The organism is Dactylosporangium vinaceum, from assembly GCF_019904175.1.
GTDB classification, from domain to species: Bacteria; Actinomycetota; Actinomycetes; order Mycobacteriales; family Micromonosporaceae; genus Dactylosporangium; species Dactylosporangium vinaceum.
The window spans coordinates 10,153,162-10,169,331 of record NZ_CP061913.1; the positions used below are offsets into that span (position 1 = coordinate 10,153,162).

A 16,170-nucleotide genomic window follows, 5' to 3' on the forward strand; every position below is an offset into this window, starting at 1 on the left:
GGGTCGGCACCCCGTCCACGGCCCACGCCACGGAGAGTTGCCTGTTCGAGTTTGTTGACTTCTGGTCGGCTAGGTTCGAAGCTGTACGCCATGCGAGCGGCCGAGGACTTCGACCGGGCCAGCGGGGCGCGCGGACGTTCGGGAGACGTAACGTCTGCGTTGGAACCCGTTGTGGGTCCGGCCACTCGCGCAGCCGTCGACACCCCCGCTGCGCCTGCGAAGGGAACGCAGTGATGCTCGCACAGCAACGGCAGGCGGCCATCCTGGATCTGGTCCGCCGCCACGGTGGCGTGCGCGTGAGCCAGCTGGTCCGCCAGTTCGGCGTCTCCGACATGACGATCCGGCGGGATCTGGAGGCGCTCGCCGACCGCGGGCTTGTCGACAAGGTGCACGGCGGTGCGACGATCGCCGGGCCCGGCTCCACGGAAGAGCCCGGCTTCGACGCCAAGTCGGTGCGCCAGCGCAACGAGAAGGGCGCGATCGCCGAGCGGGCGGCCAAGCTCATCGAGCCGCACACTGCCGTGGCACTTTCAGCCGGTACCACCACAGCCGCCCTTGCCGCACACCTCGTCGACGTCCCGGGGCTGACGATCGTCACCAACTCGATCCCGGTGGCCGACACGCTGTACCACGCGGGGCGCCCTGACCAGACAGTCGTGCTCACCGGGGGCATCCGCACCCCGTCCGACGCGCTCGCCGGCCCCGTGGCCGAGGCCGCGATCGGCTCGCTCAACGTCGACGTGCTCTTCCTCGGCGTGCACGGCATGAGCCCGCGCACCGGCTTCACCACGCCGAACCTCATGGAGGCGGGGACCAACCGGCTGCTCGTCGCGGCCGCCCGGCGGCTCGTCGTGCTTGCCGATCACACAAAGTGGGAAATGGTGGGCATCGCCACCATCACGCCCCTGGACGAGGCCGACATCCTCATCACCGACGTCGGGCTGGCCGCCGAGGCGCGCGTCCAGCTCGCCGAGCGCGTCGGTGAGCTCATCGTCGTGGACCCAAACGGTTAACTGGAGAACGAGTGAAGCGCACGGTCACCCACCTCGCCGACGGCCGGGAGCTCATCTACTTCGATGAGCGCGACGACGCGTCCCGGGACACCGCCGACACCCGGGATCTGCCGCCGCCCCCGCCCGCGTCGGAGATGCGGCACGATCCGATCCTCGACGAGTGGGTCGCGATCGCGGCGCACCGGCAGTCGCGGACGTTCCTGCCGCCGACCGACGAGTGCCCGCTGTGCCCGTCGACGCCGCAGTGGCAGAGCGAGATCCCGGCCTCCGAGTACGACGTCGTGGTCTTCGAGAACCGCTTCCCGTCCTTCAGCCACCGCGTCGGACCGGCCCAGGGCGACATCCTGCCCGGCCTGGTCCCGACCCGCCCGGCCGCCGGGCGCTGCGAGGTCGTGTGCTTCACCTCGGACCACAACGCGTCGTTCGCCTCGCTCACCCCCGCCCGGGTGCGCACGGTGATGGAGGCGTGGGCCGACCGCACCGCCGAACTGTCCACCCGCGACGACATCGAGCAGGTCTTCTGCTTCGAGAACCGCGGCGAGGAGATCGGTGTCACGCTCTCGCATCCGCACGGGCAGATCTACGCGTACCCCTTCGTGACGCCCCGCACCCGCCGCATGCTGCGCTCGGCGAGGGAGCACCGCGACCGCAGCGCCGGGTCGAACAACCTCTTCGCCGACGTCCTGGCCGCCGAGCGCGCCGCGGGCACCCGCATCGTGGCCGGCAACGAGCTGTGGACCGCCTTCGTGCCGGCCACCGCGCGCTGGCCGTTCGAGATCCACCTGTACCCCAACCGGCAGGTCGCCGACATCCCGGCCCTGACCGGTGCGGAGCGCGACGCGTTCGGCCCGCTCTACCTGGAGGTCCTGCGCCGACTGGACGGGATGTTCGGGCTGGCCATGCCCTACATCGCGGCCTGGCACCAGGCGCCGGTCCGGGTCGCCCGGGACCTGGCCTACCTGCACCTGCAGCTGTTCAGCACGCGGCGGGCGCCGGGCAAACTGAAGTATCTGGCCGGCTCGGAGTCGGCGATGGGCGTGTTCGTCAACGACGTGCGGCCGGAGCAGGCCGCCCAGATGCTGCGGGAGGTCTCACTGTGAGCGTCGAGCGGCTTCCGGACGGCCCCTTCGACTCGGTCTGGGCCAGCCCGGGCCGGGTCAACCTGATCGGTGAACACACCGATTACAACGATGGGTTCGTACTGCCCTTCGCCCTCCCGCACTGCACGGTGGTCGGCGGCCGGCGCCGGGACACTCCCAGCTGGACGGTGACGTCAGAGGGCTACGAAGGCGCTGTCACCTTCGGGCCGGACGAGAAGGTCGAGGGCTGGGCCGCCTACGTCGCCGGAGTCGTCTGGGCCCTGCGCGAGGCCGGCCACGACATCCCCGGGGCCGAGCTGTCGATCGTCTCCGACGTGCCGACCGGGGCCGGGCTCTCCTCGTCGGCGGCGATCGAGTGCGCGGTGATGGCGGTGCTCCTCGACCTGGCCGGGCTGGACGTGCCCATGGCGGTGCGGCCGCGGCTGGCCCAGCGGGCCGAGAACGAGTACGTCGGGGCGCCGACCGGCATCATGGACCAGTCCGCGTCCACGCTCGGCCGCACGGGTCACGCGCTGTTCCTGGACTGCCGCTCCCTGGCCACCGAGCAGGTCCCGTTCGACCTGGCCGCGCAGGGGCTGGCCATCCTCGTCGTGGACAGCAAGGCCCCGCACGCGCACGTCACCGGCGAGTACGCCGCCCGGCGGCGCAGCTGCGAGGAGGCCGCGAAGATCCTCGACGTCGCCGCCCTGCGCGACGTCACCGACCTGGACGGGGCCCTGGCCCGGCTGGACGACGAGGTGATGCGCCGGCGGGTCCGCCACGTCGTCACCGAGAACCAGCGGGTCCTCGACACCGTGGACGCCCTGCGCGCCGGTGACGCCCGGGAGATCGGGCCGCTGATGACCGCCTCGCACACGTCGATGCGCGACGACTACGAGATCACCGTGCCGCAGGTGGACACGGTGGTGGACGCGGCCCTGGCCGCGGGCGCGTACGGAGCGCGGATGACCGGCGGCGGGTTCGGCGGCTGCGTGCTGGCCCTGGTGGATGCCGACCGGTGCGACGCGGTGGAGGCGGCGGTGCGGGAGGCGTTCGCCGATGCCGGCTTCACGCCCCCCGACGCCTTCGTGGTCACCCCGGCCGAGGGGACCCACAAGATTCGTTAGCAGAGCAGGCGGGCGTCGGCCCAGTCGGCGTGGTCGTAGTCGATGCTGCCGGCGCTGCCGACCACCAGGTGGATGTTCGCGCGTCCGGTGATGTCGACGTCGAGCAGGATCGAGCCGCCCGGCGCGACCGTCGGGCTCGTGTACAGCGTCGTGGCGTCGCCGAGCACGGAGAACGTCACGCCCGTGCCGTTGGCGGCCACCTCGGCGTCGAGGCCGGCTACCGCGGTGAAGCGGGTGCAGCCCGTCGACGGGATCGTGATGTCGGCGGCCGCGTGGGCGCCGATGCCCTTCGGGTAGGAGATGCCGGCGACCGTGATGACGCTGCCGTCCGCGGCTGCCTGCTCGCCGTTGGACATGTCGCGCTCGGCCGGGCCCCAGGCGTTGGTTGCGGTGCCCCAGCTACGGTCGCTGGCGGCCGAGCCGGTGCCGGGGGTGCCGCAGACAAGCGTCGGGCTCCCCCAGTCGGCGTGGTCGTAGTTGATGCCGTTGTTGCGGGCATCGGTGACGCGTAGCTCCAGGTTCTGGTAGCCGCCGACGGACGCGCTGATCCTCGTCGGGGGCTGGCCGCCCGTCTTCACGCCGGTGTAGGCGAGCAGCTTGCCGTCGCCGTAGAGCTGGAAGCGGACCGAGCCGTTCGCGCCGACCTCGTTGTCCACGCCCACCTGTGCCGTGAACGTGCGGCAGGCGCGGCCCAGATAGACGTGGACGGCCGAGTCGGCGTGGGTGCCCAGGCCCTTCGTGAAGGTCGTGCCGCCGATGTTCAGGGTGGCGCCGTCGCCGGCGGCCTGTTCGCCGTTGGCGCGGTCGCGCTCCACCGGGCCCCAGCCGTTGCTGGACGCGGCCCAGCTCAGGTCGCTCACCTGGTATGTGCCGGCGGCCGGAGCCGCTGACAGCGTGCCGGCCCTTGTCACGCGGTACATTGCCACGCCGTGCGACGGGACGGATGCGCTCAGGGCGCCGGTGGTGGTGGCGGTGGCGCCGGTCCACAGGTTCTTCGTCGAGTACGAGCTCGAGCCGCCCAGCCCGAGGGCGGCCGCGGTCGTGGCGACGGTTGCGGTACCCCCGCCGCGGTTGAACAGCGCGACGGCGACCGACCCGTCGCTCATCGGCTTGGCCCAGACCTCCTGGTCGCCCGTGTCGGCCACCCGGCGGCCCTGGGAGCCGGCCCAGTCGCGGTTGACGGCGATGACGTCGGGGTTGCGCAGGATGTTGAGGGTTGCCGAGGAGACCGAGCGCAGGTCGTTGCCGAGCAGCAGCGGTGCGCAGAGCAGCGCCCAGAGTGAGAAGTGGGCGATGTTCTCGTCCTGGGTGAGCGAGCCGTTGCCGACTTCGAGCATGTCGGGGTCGTTGTAGAACCCCTTGCGGGCGAACGGCTCCAGCCCGGCCTGCTGGTCCAGGATCGAGGTGATGCTGCCCCAGCTGGCGTTGATGTCGTCGGTCGTGCGCCAGGAGCTGCCGCCGACGTTCGGGCCGAAGATCCAGGGCTCGTCGTTGCCCCAGTTGCACAGGGAGTACACGATCTGGCGCCCGGTGGCTTTGAGGGCGTCGCCCATCGCCTTGTAGCGGTCGAGAGCGGGGCGGCCCTGGTTGTTGCAGTTGTCGTACTTCAGCAGGTCGACGCCCCACGAGGCCCACGTCTGCGCGTCGGTGACCTCGTGGTCGAGGCTCGCCGGCAGACCCTGGCAGGTGGCGGTGCCGGCCGAGGAGTAGATGCCGAGCTTGAGGCCGCGGGCGTGCACGTAGGTGGCGATGGCCGCGATGCCGCCGGGGAAGCGCACCGGGTCGGGCTGCAGGCGGCCCTGGCTGTCGCGGGTGGCGGCCATCCAGCAGTCGTCGATGTCGACGTAGGTGTAGCCGGAGTCGCGCAGGCCGGTGCTGACCATGGCGTCGGCGGTCGCCTTGATCAGGTTTTCGTCGATGTTGCAGCCGAATCGGTTCCAGCTGTTCCAGCCCATGACCGGTGCGGTGAGCGGTCCTGGTTGGGGTGTGGCGGCGGCGTCGGCGGGCGACGTGACTGTCACAGCGAGCGAGATGGATACGGCGGCGGTCATTCCGAGGGTCGTGGCGGCGGCTGTCAGGGCGCGTTGCAGCGCCCCGAGAGGTCGGATCATCGCAGCTCCCAGGCGGTACGAGATCGAAAGTGTTGGATATTGTTGTACGCCGTCGCACACGGGTGCACAAGGTCCCTCATCGATGTCGGTCCGGCGACGCCCAGGTCTCGGTCATGTGACAGTTGGTGTTTGGTTTTGGTCGGCTGGGTGGAAAGTCTTGACAGAAAAAGTTGGAGGATGAGTGAATGCGATACACCTCGATGAGGTTCCGCAACGACACCCCAAGTCGACCCCTCGCTCAAGGGAGTGACACACCATGATCGTTATGCGTGGCCGCTGGCGGCCCGCCCTGGCCGTGCTCAGTGCCGCGGCCTTGCTGATGACCGGCTGCGCGAAGTCCGAGGACGACAACACCACGTCGACCTCGAGCGCCAACGCCTCCGCCGCCGCCCAGGCCACGAAGTCGGCCGACGCGGCCGGCGCGACCTGCACCCTGCAGCAGTTCGGCGGCACCAAGATCGACCTGAAGACGGCCGTCGTGGGCTTCTCTCAGTCGGAGAAGGAGGCCAACCCGTTCCGCATCGCCGAGACCCAGTCCATCAAGGACGAGGCGAAGAAGCTGGGCATCCCCGAGGCCAACCTCAAGACGACGAACGCCGACTCGAAGTTCGACAAGCAGATCACCGACGTGAGCACCCTGATCGACCAGGGCGTCCAGCTGCTGATCATCGCGCCGCTCAACTCGGACGGCTGGGACTCGGTGTTCGCCAAGGCGTCGGCGAAGAAGATCCCGATCATCACGATCGACCGCAAGATCAACGCGAAGAGCTGCACCAACTACCTGACGTTCATCGGGTCGGACTTCGCGGAGCAGGGCAAGCGGGCGGCCGACAAGATGGCCAAGGCCCTCAACAACACCGGCACCGTGTCGATCCTGCTCGGGGCCCCCGGCAACAACGTCACCACGCTGCGCACCAGCGGCTTCAAGGACGAGCTGGCCAAGGTCGCTCCGAACATCAAGATCGTGTTCGAGCAGACCGGCAACTTCTCCCGTGAAGAGGGCCAGAAGACGGCCGAGCAGCTGCTGCAGGCCAACCCGAACGTCAACGGCATCTACGCCGAGAACGACGAGATGGCCCTCGGCGCGGTGACCGCCCTCAAGGGCGCGAGCAAGAAGGCCGGCGACGTCAAGATCGTGACGATCGACGGCACCAAGGGCGCGGTCCAGGGCATCGTCGACGGCTGGATCTACTCGGTCATCGAGTCCAACCCGCGCTTCGGCCCGCTGTCCTTCTCCACCGCCGAGAAGTTCTTCAACGGCGAGGCGATCCCGGAGAACATCATCATCTCCGACCGCGAGTACGACTCGACCAACGCGGCGTCCGACCTCGGTCTGTCCTACTAAGCCTTGGGACCCCTTGCGAGAGAGCGTTCTCTCCCGCAAGGGGTCTCATCGCCACAGAAAGAGGCAACATGTCCCTGTTGGAAGTCGTCGGGGTCAGCAAGCAGTTCCCCGGGGTGCGCGCCCTCGACGACGTCTCGTTCACGCTCAACGCGGGCGAGGTCCACGCGCTCGTCGGCGAGAACGGTGCCGGCAAGTCGACCCTGATCAAGGTGCTCACCGGCGTCTACCGGCCCGACGGTGGCGAGGTGCGGTACCAGGGCGAGGCGGTCTCCTTCAACGGGCCGCTCGACGCGCAGGCGGCCGGCATCTCGACCATCTATCAGGAGGTCAACCTCGTCCCGCTGATGAGCGTGGCGCGCAACCTCTTCCTCGGCCGCGAACCGCGCAACGCCATCGGCCTCGTCGACGTGGCCCGGATGAACCGCGAGGCGACCGACGTCCTGTCCGGCTACGGCATCACCTCCGACGTGCGCCGCCCGCTGGGCCTGATGCCCCTCGGCGCGCAGCAGATGGTGGCCCTCGCCCGGGCCGTCATGGTCGACGCGAAGGTCGTCGTCATGGACGAGCCGACCTCCTCACTGGAGCCGCGCGAGGTCGAGACCCTCTTCGGCGTCATCCGCCGGCTGCACGAGCGCGGCGTCGGCATCATCTACGTCAGCCACCGCCTCGACGAGCTGTACCGCATCTGCGACAGCGTCACGATCCTGCGCGACGGCAAGCTCGTGCACGCCGGGAAGCTCGAGGGTCTCCAGCGGGTCGAGCTCGTCTCGCACATGCTCGGGCGCCCGGTCGACGCCGGCCGCTCCTTCACCAGCTTCGCCGGCGAGCACGAGGCCGCCGCGGCCGCGCCGGTGCTCAGGGCGACCGACCTCAGCAGCCGCCACCGGCTCAACGGCGTCAGCTTCGAGGTCCGCCCGGGCGAGGTCGTCGGGCTCGGCGGCCTGCTCGGCGCCGGGCGCAGCGAGACCATCAAGGCCGTGGCCGGCGCGCTGCCGCTGGACAGCGGGGCGATCGAGGTCGGCGGCCGGCCGCTGCGCCGCCCGAGCCCCGTGAGCGCGCTGCGGGCCGGCATCGCCGTGCAGCCCGAGGACCGCAAGGCCGAGGGCATCGCGCTGGGGCTGTCGGTGCGGGAGAACATCGCGCTGGCGATCCTGCCCCGGCTCGCCACCGCCGGCGTGGTCTCCGAGCGGAAGATCGACGAGATCGTGGACACCTTCATGCAGCGGCTGCGGATCAAGGCGTCGAGCCCGCACCAGCGGGTCGGTGACCTCTCCGGCGGCAACCAGCAGAAGGTGCTGCTGGCCCGGCTGCTGGCCACCGGCCCCAAGGTGCTGCTGCTCGACGAGCCCACGCGCGGTATCGACGTCGGCGCGAAGGCCGAGGTGCAGGCGCTCATCGACGAGCTCGCCTCCGAGGGCCTGGGTGTGGTGCTGGTGTCCTCGGACGCCGAGGAGCTCATCGAGGGCTCGGACCGGGTCGTGGTGCTGCGCGACGGCGCCGTCGTGGGCATGCTGCGCGGCGAAGAAGTGACGACGGAGCAGTTGATGAACGTGATCGCGGTGGCGGCGTCATGACCTCGACGACCGCTGTGACAACCCTCGACAAGGCCCGCTGGCGGCAGCTGCTGCCGGTGTACGGCGTGTATGTGGCCCTGCTCGTGCTCGTCCTGTTCAACGTGGTGTACACCGACAACTTCCTCGAGTGGTCGAACCTGCGCATCCAGCTGGTCCAGGTCACCCCCGTGGTGATCGTGGCGCTCGGCATGGCGCTCGTCATCGGCACCGAGGGCATCGACCTGTCGGTCGGGTCCGTGATGGCGCTCGGGGCGGCGATCATCCCGCTGTACCTCGGGTATGGCCCCGCCGCCGCGATCGTCCTCGCGCTCGTCGGCGGCCTGGTCATCGGGTTCGTCAACGGCGGGCTCGTCGCGTTCGTGGGGCTCCAGCCGATCGTGGCCACGCTGGCGATGCTGGTGGCCGGGCGCGGCATCGCGCTGGTGCTGTCCAGCGGGCGCTACCGGGACATCCGCAACGCCGACTTCATCGAGATCGGCACGGGGCAGTTCCTCGGGGTGCCGTACACCGTCTGGATCGCCGCCGTGCTGGCCGGCGTCGTCGGCTTCCTCGTGCGCCGGACCGTCTTCGGGCGGCGCCTGCTGGCCATCGGCGACAACCGCCCGGCCGCGGTCCTGGCCGGCGTCCCGGTCCGCCGGGTGCTGATCACGGTGTACATCATCAGCGCCGTGCTGGCATCGATCGCGGGCGTCATCCAGGTCGCCCGGATCGGCTCGGCCGACGCCTCCCGGATCGGCCTGCTCATCGAGCTCTCGGCGATCACCGCTGTCGTCGTCGGCGGCACCCCGCTCACCGGCGGCAAGGTCCGCGTGCTCGGCACCGTGGCCGGCGCCCTGCTCATGCAGCTGCTGACCGCGACGATGATCGCCAACAACCTGCGCGACTCGACGGCGCAGATGGTCCAGGCCGCGATCATCCTGGTCGCCGTCTACGCGGCCCGCGAACGGAGGACCCGGTGACTGACACGGTTGTGACGCCGCCGGCGAAGGTGGCCCGGGCCGAGGCGGCCGCCGCACGGACCGAGAAGCTCGTCGAGCGCTTCCAACGGCAGGGCGCCCTGGCGGTGCTCGCACTCGTCATCATCGTCGGCGCGATCACGTGGGACAGCTTCCGCACCTACGACAACATCGGCACGGTGCTCATCTCCACCGCGCCACCCGCGCTCATCGCCCTCGGCATGACGTTCGTCATCATCAGCGGCGGCATCGACCTGTCGGTCGGCTCGCTGTACGTGCTCGGCGGCGTGCTGGCGGCGTGGGCGTCGCAGTACGGCACCTGGGCCGCGTTCGCCCTGCCCCTGGCCGTGTGCGGAGTGTTCGGGCTGGTGCAGGGCAGCATCATCGCGTACGCCCGGCTGGCGCCCTTCATCGTCACGCTCGCCGGGCTCCTGGGCACCCGCGGCCTGATGCTGGCCCTGTCCGACGAGGGCGCCGACACCTACCTGGTCAAGACCGACTCGTTCAAGCACTTCGGGACGGGTGCGCTCGGCGGCATCGGCTACCCCGTCTACCTCGTCGTGCTGCTCTTCGCGGCCGGGATGCTGCTGCTGTACCGCACCCGCTTCGGCCAGTCCGTCTACGCCATCGGCGGCAACGAGGACGCGGCCCGCCTGATGGGCGTGAAGATCCGCAGCACCCAGATCCGGGTGTACGTCCTCTCCGGCGTCCTGGCCGGACTGGCCGGCGCGATCAACGCGGCCCGCCTCGGCTCCGGCGTCACGGTCCTGGGCACCGGCATGGAGCTCGACGCGATCGCCGCGGTCGTCATCGGCGGCACGCTGCTGACCGGCGGTGCGGGCACACTCGGCGGCACCATCGCCGGGGTACTGCTGCTCCAGGTGATCCAGAACCTGATCAACCAGAGCGGCCGGATCACCTCGGCGTGGCAGACGGTCATCAGTGGGGCGTTCATCGCCCTGGTGGTCGTGGTCCAGACCTACCTGGCCAGGTTGCGCCGGGTTTCGTCGGGTTAGGCGGCAGATCGTGGGAGGCGCCTGCGGTACCAATGGAGGCGCCTCCTTCCTTTTTGCAATTTGCAATAGCTGACCGTGCGATGTCGAACGCACACGGTGTGCGACTTCCGCTTTCCGCGCCTCGTCACGATGTTGGGCACCCCCCTGAAACATCGCTGTTGGAGGTGACGCCTCGTGAGCGTGCCCGGATATCGCGATACGCCGGCTCGTCCGTGGGACGCCCACTCCCCCGTGGATCCGGACGAGGCCGCCGAGTTCCTGGAGCTCTTCCACAGCGAGCAGGAGACCGGCGGCGGCGCGCGGGAGCGCATCGCCCAGGTGCGCGACGAGATCGCCGCGACCGGCACCTACGCGCACACGTACGCCGAGCTGGTCTTCGGGGCCCGCGTCGCCTGGCGCAACGCGAGCCGCTGCATCGGCCGCCTCTACTGGCGCAGCCTCGTCGTGCGCGACCTGCGCAAGGTGACCGCCCCGGACGAGGTCTTCGACGAGCTCGTGCGCCACCTGCGCCTGGCCGGCCAGCGCGAGCGGCACGTGATCCGCCCGGTCATCTCGATCTTCGCCCCGAACGCTCCCGGCCGTCCGACCGTGCGGCTGTGGAACGACCAGCTCGTGCGCTACGCCGGGCACCGCCACGCGGACGGCACCGTCGTCGGCGACCCGCGGTACGTGCAGTTCACGGAGACGCTGCAGCAGCACGGCTGGCGCGGCAAGCCCGACGACCCCTTCGACGTCCTCCCGCTGGCCATCGAGGCCCCGGACGGCACCGTCTCACTGCACGAGCTGCCCGAGGACGCCGTCTGGGAGGTGTCGATCGAGCACCCGGAGCAGCGCTGGTTCGCCGAACTGGGCCTGCGCTGGTACGCCCTGCCCGCCATCGCGAACATGCGCCTGACGATCGGTGGTGTCGACTACCCGCTCGCACCGTTCAACGGCTGGTACATGGGCACCGAGATCGGCGCTCGCAATCTGGCCGACCACGACCGGTACAACCTCCTGCCGTTGATCGCGCATCGATTAGGGCTCGACACGTCGACCGAGCGCACCCTCTGGAAGGACCGGGCCCTGGTCGAGCTGAACCGCGCCGTGCTGTGGTCCTTCGACCAGGCCGGCGCCCGGATCAGCGACCACCACACCGAATCGGAGCGCTTCCTGGCCCACGTGGCGAGCGAGGAGCGCTCCGGCCGCCCCGTGCCGGCCGACTGGTCGTGGATCGTCCCGCCGATGAGCGCGTCGACGACAGGCGTCTTCCACCGGTACTACCCCGAGGCCGACCAGCGCCCGGGCTTCTACCTGGACCCGGACGCCCGCGAGCTGGGCCGGCGCGGCCGCTCCCCGATCCCCGCCCCGGCCGCCCGCTGCCCGGTGGCCCACGGCGAACGCCCCAGCCCGCTGCCCCGGCCCCGCCCGGTCCCGACGCTCATCCCGCCGGTCCGCCCGGCCACTCCGGACGTGGCCGTCGCCCCGGTGGCCACCGCCGACGTTGCGCAGGTCCCGGGCCAGCGCCGCGGCTGGCTGACGCGGCTGCGGCGGCGCTCGAGCAGTATGGGTGTGTGACAGGTAAGGACTGGGCCGCCTGGCATGCGGCCTACGAGAACCCCGCCTCCGACCTCTCGTTCCGGCTGCGCTCGGTGCAGGCGGCCATCGGTGCGTGGCTCGACTCGCGCACCGACCCGGCGCTGCGGGTGGTGAGCATCTGCGCCGGTGAGGGGCGCGACCTGCTCGGGGTGCTGGCGGGGCGGCCCGACGCCGGGCGGGTCTCGGCGCGGCTGGTCGAGCTGGACCCGCGCAACGCCGCGGCGGCCCGCGCCCGCGCCGCTGCCGCGGGGTTGCCGTCGGTCGAGGTGGTCGAGGCGGACGCGGGGTTGTTCGCGGCGTACGCGGGCGCGGTGCCGGCCGACCTGGTCATCGTCGTGGGCGTGCTGGGCAACATGAGCCAGGCCGACGCGCTGGCCACCATCGCCGCGCTGCCGGCGCTGTGCGCGGCCGGAGCCACGGTGCTGTGGACGCGGGGGCGGCAGCATCACGATCGGACACCCCAGCTGCGGGCGGCGTTCGCCGGGGCCGGCTTCGCCGAGCAGTCGTTCCTGGCCCCGGAGCACTCCATCTTCAGCTTCGGCGTGCACCGCTTCGATGGCCGGCCCCGCCCCCTGCCCGGCGACGGCCGCATGTTCACGTTCACCACGTGAGCCACGCCGGCCGCCGCCCGGCACCGCTCAGGTCCGCAGGACCGCCTCCAGCGCGTCGACCGCCATGTCGATCTCCTCCTCGGTGACGACAAGCGGCGGGGCCAGACGGAGGGTGGAGCCGTGGGTGTCCTTGGCCAGGACGCCGCGGGCCATCAGGCGCTCGCTCGCCTCGCGGCCGGTCATCAGCGCCGGGTCGATGTCGATGCCCGCCCACAGGCCGCGCCCGCGCACGGCGGTCAGGCCGTGGCCGATGAGCGCGTTGAGCCGCCGGTGCAGGTGCGCGCCGACCTCCAGCGCCCGGGCCTGGGGTTCGCCGGTCTCCAGCAGCGCGATCACGGCCCGCGCCACCGCGCAGGCGAGCGGGTTGCCGCCGAAGGTCGAGCCGTGCTCGCCCGGGCGCAGGACGCCCAGGATCGCGGAGTCGGCGGCGACCGCGGAGACGGGGACGATGCCGCCGCCGAGGGCCTTGCCCAGGATGTACATGTCCGGGACGACGTGCTCGTCGTCGCAGGCGAACGTGGCGCCCGTGCGGCCGAGACCGGACTGGATCTCGTCGGCCACGAAGAGCACGTTGCGCTCGGTGCACAGGCGGCGGACGGCGGCCAGGTAGCCGGACGGCGGGACCAGCACGCCGGCCTCGCCCTGGATCGGCTCCAGGAGCACCGCGACAGTGGTGTCGTCGATGGCCGCGGCCAGGGCGTCCGCGTCGCCGTAGGGGACGACGACGAAGCCGGGCGTGTAGGGGCCGTAGTCGGCGCGGGCGTCGGGGTCGGTCGAGAAGCTCACGATGGTCGTGGTGCGGCCGTGGAAGTTGCCGTCGGCCACGATGATGGTGGCCTTCCCGGACTCGACGCCCTTCACCCGGTACCCCCACTTGCGGGACACCTTGATGGCGGTCTCCACGGCCTCGGCGCCGCTGTTCATCGGCAGCACCATGTCCTTGCCCGTCAGGCGGGCCAAATCGGCGCAGAACGGGCCGAACTGATCGTGCAGGAAGGCGCGGCTGGTCAGCGTGACCCGGTCCAGCTGCTCCCGGGCCGCGGTGATCAGGGCGGGGTGGCGGTGGCCGAAGTTCAGCGCGGAGTAGCCGGCGAGGCAGTCGAGATACCGCCGGCCGTCGACGTCGGTGACCCAGGCGCCCTCGGCCTCGGCGATGACGACCGGCAGCGGGTGGTAGTTGTGCGCCGTGTGCCGCTCGGCCTCTTCGACGGCCGGAGCGGTCCGGTTCGCGATACTTGTCATACAGTTTCCTCGCTTCGCTCCGAGAGGCTTCCGCGAATCTCCAGCGTGCAGCACTTCGGGCCGCCGCCGGCCAGGTGCAGTTCCGACACGTCGACCGGGATCGGCGCGAACCCCTTCGACGCTAGCTGCTCGGCCAGCCGGGTGGCAGCGGACGGCAGGACGACCCGGTGGCCGTCGCTCACCGCGTTCAGGCCCAGAACCGCCGCGTCCTGCGCGGTGGCGAGGACGGCATCGGGGTACAGCCGCCGCAGCACTTCCTGACTGCCCGGGGAGAACGCACCGGGGAAGTAGGCGACGTTGTCGGGCGACAGCACTGTCAGTGCGGTGTCGAGGTGGTAGTAGCGCGGGTCGACGAGCTGCAGCGTCAGCACCGGCCGGCCGAAGAGCTCCTGCGCCTCGGCGTGGGCGGCGAGCTCGGTGCGCAGCCCGGTGCCGGCCAGGATCCACTCGCCGGCCAGCAGCAGGTCGCCCTCGCCCTCGTTGACGCTCTTCGCCGCGTGCACCTCGAAGCCGTTGCGGGCGAACCACTCCAGGTAGGCCGGGCCCTCGTCGGCGCGCTCCGGGTGGCGGAACTGCGCGCCGTACACCCGGCCGTCCACGACCGTCGCGCCGTTGGCGGCGAAGACCATGTCGGGCAGGCCGGGGACCGGGTCGATGAGCTCGACGGTGTGGCCCAGCGAGCGGTACAGCTCGTAGAGGGTCGTCCACTGCGCCACGGCCCGGTCGACGTCGACCGGCGCGGCCGGGTCCATCCACGGGTTGATCGCGTAGTCCACCGCGAAGTAGGTCGGGCGGCACATGAGGTAACGACGACTCATGGTCATGGTCACCAACGTACGACCCGGCCCGGCGACGAACCATTGCGATCCCGTGCTTCTTGGCGCATTTTCATTGTGTGGTACCGCCACAAGCCGACGATTCGTTGCGTCAGCGAAGCTCGCGCCAGTTGCCCGGCTGGGCCAGCAGCCCGGAGACGCAGTTCATCGCGCTGTCCTCGTCGGCGAACTCGTAGCGACGGGCCCGCCCGTCGGCCCCTCCCTCCCGGGACTCCACCCACCACACGTCGGCGTCGGTGAACACGTAGACGTCGCGCCGCGCCAACCGGCCCCAGGTGCCGTTCCACCAGTGCTTTCTCCGCTCCATGGCGAGTATTCGAACACATGTACCAACGTCACGGAAGACCGGGCGGTTAGGTCGATGGCCGCTCTGGGTACCCCCGGTCCATGTCGGCGGATCTTCTCGAGCTCCTCACGGCCGAGCACCGCCGGCTGGAGTCGCTGTTCGCCGACGTCGAGACGGCGCCGACGGCCGAGCTGCGCCGGGCCGCGCTCATCGCCGCCGCCGACGCCCTCGAGCAGCACACCGACGCCGAGACGCAGTTCCTGCACCCGGCCCTGGCCGCGCACCTGCCGGCCGGGCCGGACATCGCGGCGTACGAGGAGGCCGAGCACGCCTCGTTCGGCCCACTGACCCCGGCCTGCTTCGACATCGTGCGCCAGCACATGCTGGAGGAGGAGACCGAGCTCTTCCCGCGCCTGGCCCAGAGCTGCCCGCCGGAGGAGTTGCTCCGCCTGGGTGAGCTGCTGCAATCAACGCGTGTGGCGGAATGATCAGACGGGTAAGCCGTCAAACATGGCAACTTCCGAGGACAGTCAGCCGCTGATCGCCACGCTCAAGAAGGCCGCGTTCCACCTCAAGGACGCGGGCATTCCCTTCTGCCTGGCGGGAAGCTTCGCGGTGTACGCCCGCGGCGGGGAGTCCGTCGACCACGACATCGACTTCCTCATCAAGGAAGAGGACGCCGAGCGGGTGCTCGCGTCGCTGGCCGAGGTCGGGTTCCGCGGCGAGGTGCCGCCGGAGGGCTGGCTGGTGAAGGCGTGGGACGCCACGGAGGACGGCGACCTTCTCATCGACTTCATCTTCTGCCCGGTGCAGCGCCCGGTGACCGACGCGACCATGCAGGACACCGACATCATCGCGGTCAACGCCTGCCACATGCCGGTCCTCTCGGCCACCGAGCTGATGATCCACAAGGTCCTCACGTGGTCGGCGCACTACTGCGACTACGCGCGCGGCCTGCCGGTGGCGCGGTCGCTGCGCGAGCAGATCGACTGGCCGCGGGTGTACCGGGAAACGGCCCACTCGCCGTACGCCCATGCTTTCCTGTTCTTGATCGACCGTCTCGGCGTGGTGTCTCTGGCCGAGACCACCGCTCTCGCCGCGGCCGTCTGAGGGGGAACGAGCACCATGGCGACAGACCAGTACGTCGAGGGCGAGCTGCAGCACCTGCTCGCCGAGGACGAGCGCATCACCGAGCAGGGCATCCGTTTCGTGCGTACCGACGCCGGCATCGCGCTCGTCGGTGAGGTGGAGAGCGCCGATCGGCGCGACGCCATCTGCCGGGTGGTCGCCGAGGCGTTCCCGGACCTGCCGGTGCAGTGCAACATCGGTCTGACCCGGGTCCACGAGCCGGATGAGGTGGAGGAGCTGTGAGCGGTTCGGAGCGCAGCGACGAGGC

General features: G+C 70.8%; 16 protein-coding genes. 12 read left to right on the forward strand and 4 right to left on the reverse strand.

What is annotated here, in order from left to right; genetic code table 11:
* Positions 1-233 precede the first annotated feature (233 nt).
* The 3 genes from Dvina_RS45570 to galK are packed head-to-tail and all read left to right on the forward strand — an operon-like array spanning position 234 to position 3,219.
* Positions 234-1,013, forward strand: a complete 780-nt coding sequence (locus Dvina_RS45570) for a DeoR/GlpR family DNA-binding transcription regulator (RefSeq protein WP_223097555.1) — start codon at positions 234-236, stop codon at positions 1,011-1,013.
* 11 nt (positions 1,014-1,024) lie between these two features.
* Positions 1,025-2,113: a galactose-1-phosphate uridylyltransferase gene (gene galT / locus Dvina_RS45575; RefSeq protein ID WP_223097556.1), complete on the forward strand. Its 1,089-nt coding sequence runs from the start codon at positions 1,025-1,027 to the stop codon at positions 2,111-2,113.
* Entirely contained in the window at positions 2,110-3,219 is a 1,110-nt protein-coding gene (galK, locus tag Dvina_RS45580; RefSeq protein ID WP_223097557.1) for a galactokinase, read from the forward strand. Before galT ends, galK begins: the two co-directional genes overlap by 4 nt.
* Here galK and Dvina_RS45585 read toward each other — a convergent pair.
* Entirely contained in the window at positions 3,216-5,330 is a 2,115-nt protein-coding gene (locus Dvina_RS45585; RefSeq protein WP_223097558.1) for an NPCBM/NEW2 domain-containing protein, read from the reverse strand. The two genes, galK and Dvina_RS45585, sit on opposite strands and share 4 nt — an antisense overlap.
* A 256-nt stretch (positions 5,331-5,586) precedes the next feature.
* On the opposite strand from Dvina_RS45585, the gene Dvina_RS45590 reads away from it, so the two are divergent.
* From Dvina_RS45590 to Dvina_RS45615, 6 genes are all read left to right on the forward strand, one after another.
* A complete protein-coding gene (locus Dvina_RS45590) occupies positions 5,587-6,675 on the forward strand; it encodes an ABC transporter substrate-binding protein (RefSeq protein WP_246655746.1) in 1,089 nt (362 codons plus the stop codon).
* Positions 6,676-6,743: 68 nt separating this feature from the next.
* The gene (locus Dvina_RS45595; RefSeq protein ID WP_223097559.1) at positions 6,744-8,249 is read left to right on the forward strand and encodes a sugar ABC transporter ATP-binding protein; all 1,506 of its coding nucleotides are present in this window, start codon (positions 6,744-6,746) and stop codon (positions 8,247-8,249) included.
* Complete coding sequence (locus tag Dvina_RS45600) at positions 8,246-9,208, forward strand: ABC transporter permease (protein WP_223097560.1); 963 nt, start codon at positions 8,246-8,248, stop codon at positions 9,206-9,208. Before Dvina_RS45595 ends, Dvina_RS45600 begins: the two co-directional genes overlap by 4 nt.
* Entirely contained in the window at positions 9,205-10,221 is a 1,017-nt protein-coding gene (locus tag Dvina_RS45605; protein ID WP_246655747.1) for an ABC transporter permease, read from the forward strand. Before Dvina_RS45600 ends, Dvina_RS45605 begins: the two co-directional genes overlap by 4 nt.
* Before the next feature lie 174 nt (positions 10,222-10,395).
* On the forward strand, positions 10,396-11,778 hold the full coding sequence (locus Dvina_RS45610) for a nitric oxide synthase oxygenase (RefSeq protein WP_223097563.1): 1,383 nt from the start codon (positions 10,396-10,398) through the stop codon (positions 11,776-11,778).
* Positions 11,775-12,410, forward strand: a complete 636-nt coding sequence (locus tag Dvina_RS45615) for an SAM-dependent methyltransferase (RefSeq protein WP_223097565.1) — start codon at positions 11,775-11,777, stop codon at positions 12,408-12,410. The genes Dvina_RS45610 and Dvina_RS45615 overlap by 4 nt, the downstream gene beginning before the upstream one ends.
* A gap of 27 nt (positions 12,411-12,437) precedes the next feature.
* Here Dvina_RS45615 and rocD read toward each other — a convergent pair whose 3' ends face one another.
* The 3 genes from rocD to Dvina_RS45630 all read right to left on the reverse strand — a co-directional run bounded on the left by rocD (position 12,438) and on the right by Dvina_RS45630 (position 14,795).
* Entirely contained in the window at positions 12,438-13,652 is a 1,215-nt protein-coding gene (rocD, locus tag Dvina_RS45620) for an ornithine--oxo-acid transaminase (protein ID WP_223097567.1), read from the reverse strand.
* A complete protein-coding gene (gene ddaH, locus Dvina_RS45625; RefSeq protein ID WP_223097568.1) occupies positions 13,649-14,476 on the reverse strand; it encodes a dimethylargininase in 828 nt (275 codons plus the stop codon). The genes rocD and ddaH overlap by 4 nt, the downstream gene beginning before the upstream one ends.
* Positions 14,477-14,579: 103 nt before the next feature.
* On the reverse strand, positions 14,580-14,795 hold the full coding sequence (locus tag Dvina_RS45630) for a hypothetical protein (protein ID WP_223097570.1): 216 nt from the start codon (positions 14,793-14,795) through the stop codon (positions 14,580-14,582).
* An 80-nt stretch (positions 14,796-14,875) separates the two neighbouring features.
* Between Dvina_RS45630 and Dvina_RS45635 the strand changes: the two genes are divergently transcribed.
* The 3 genes from Dvina_RS45635 to Dvina_RS45645 are packed head-to-tail and all read left to right on the forward strand — an operon-like array spanning position 14,876 to position 16,145.
* Positions 14,876-15,262: a hemerythrin domain-containing protein gene (locus Dvina_RS45635; protein WP_223097577.1), complete on the forward strand. Its 387-nt coding sequence runs from the start codon at positions 14,876-14,878 to the stop codon at positions 15,260-15,262.
* Between the two features lie 22 nt (positions 15,263-15,284).
* Entirely contained in the window at positions 15,285-15,884 is a 600-nt protein-coding gene (locus Dvina_RS45640) for a nucleotidyltransferase family protein (protein WP_223097578.1), read from the forward strand.
* 15 nt (positions 15,885-15,899) lie between these two features.
* The gene (locus tag Dvina_RS45645) at positions 15,900-16,145 is read left to right on the forward strand and encodes a hypothetical protein (RefSeq protein WP_223097579.1); all 246 of its coding nucleotides are present in this window, start codon (positions 15,900-15,902) and stop codon (positions 16,143-16,145) included.
* The last annotated feature ends 25 nt before the right edge of the window (positions 16,146-16,170 follow it).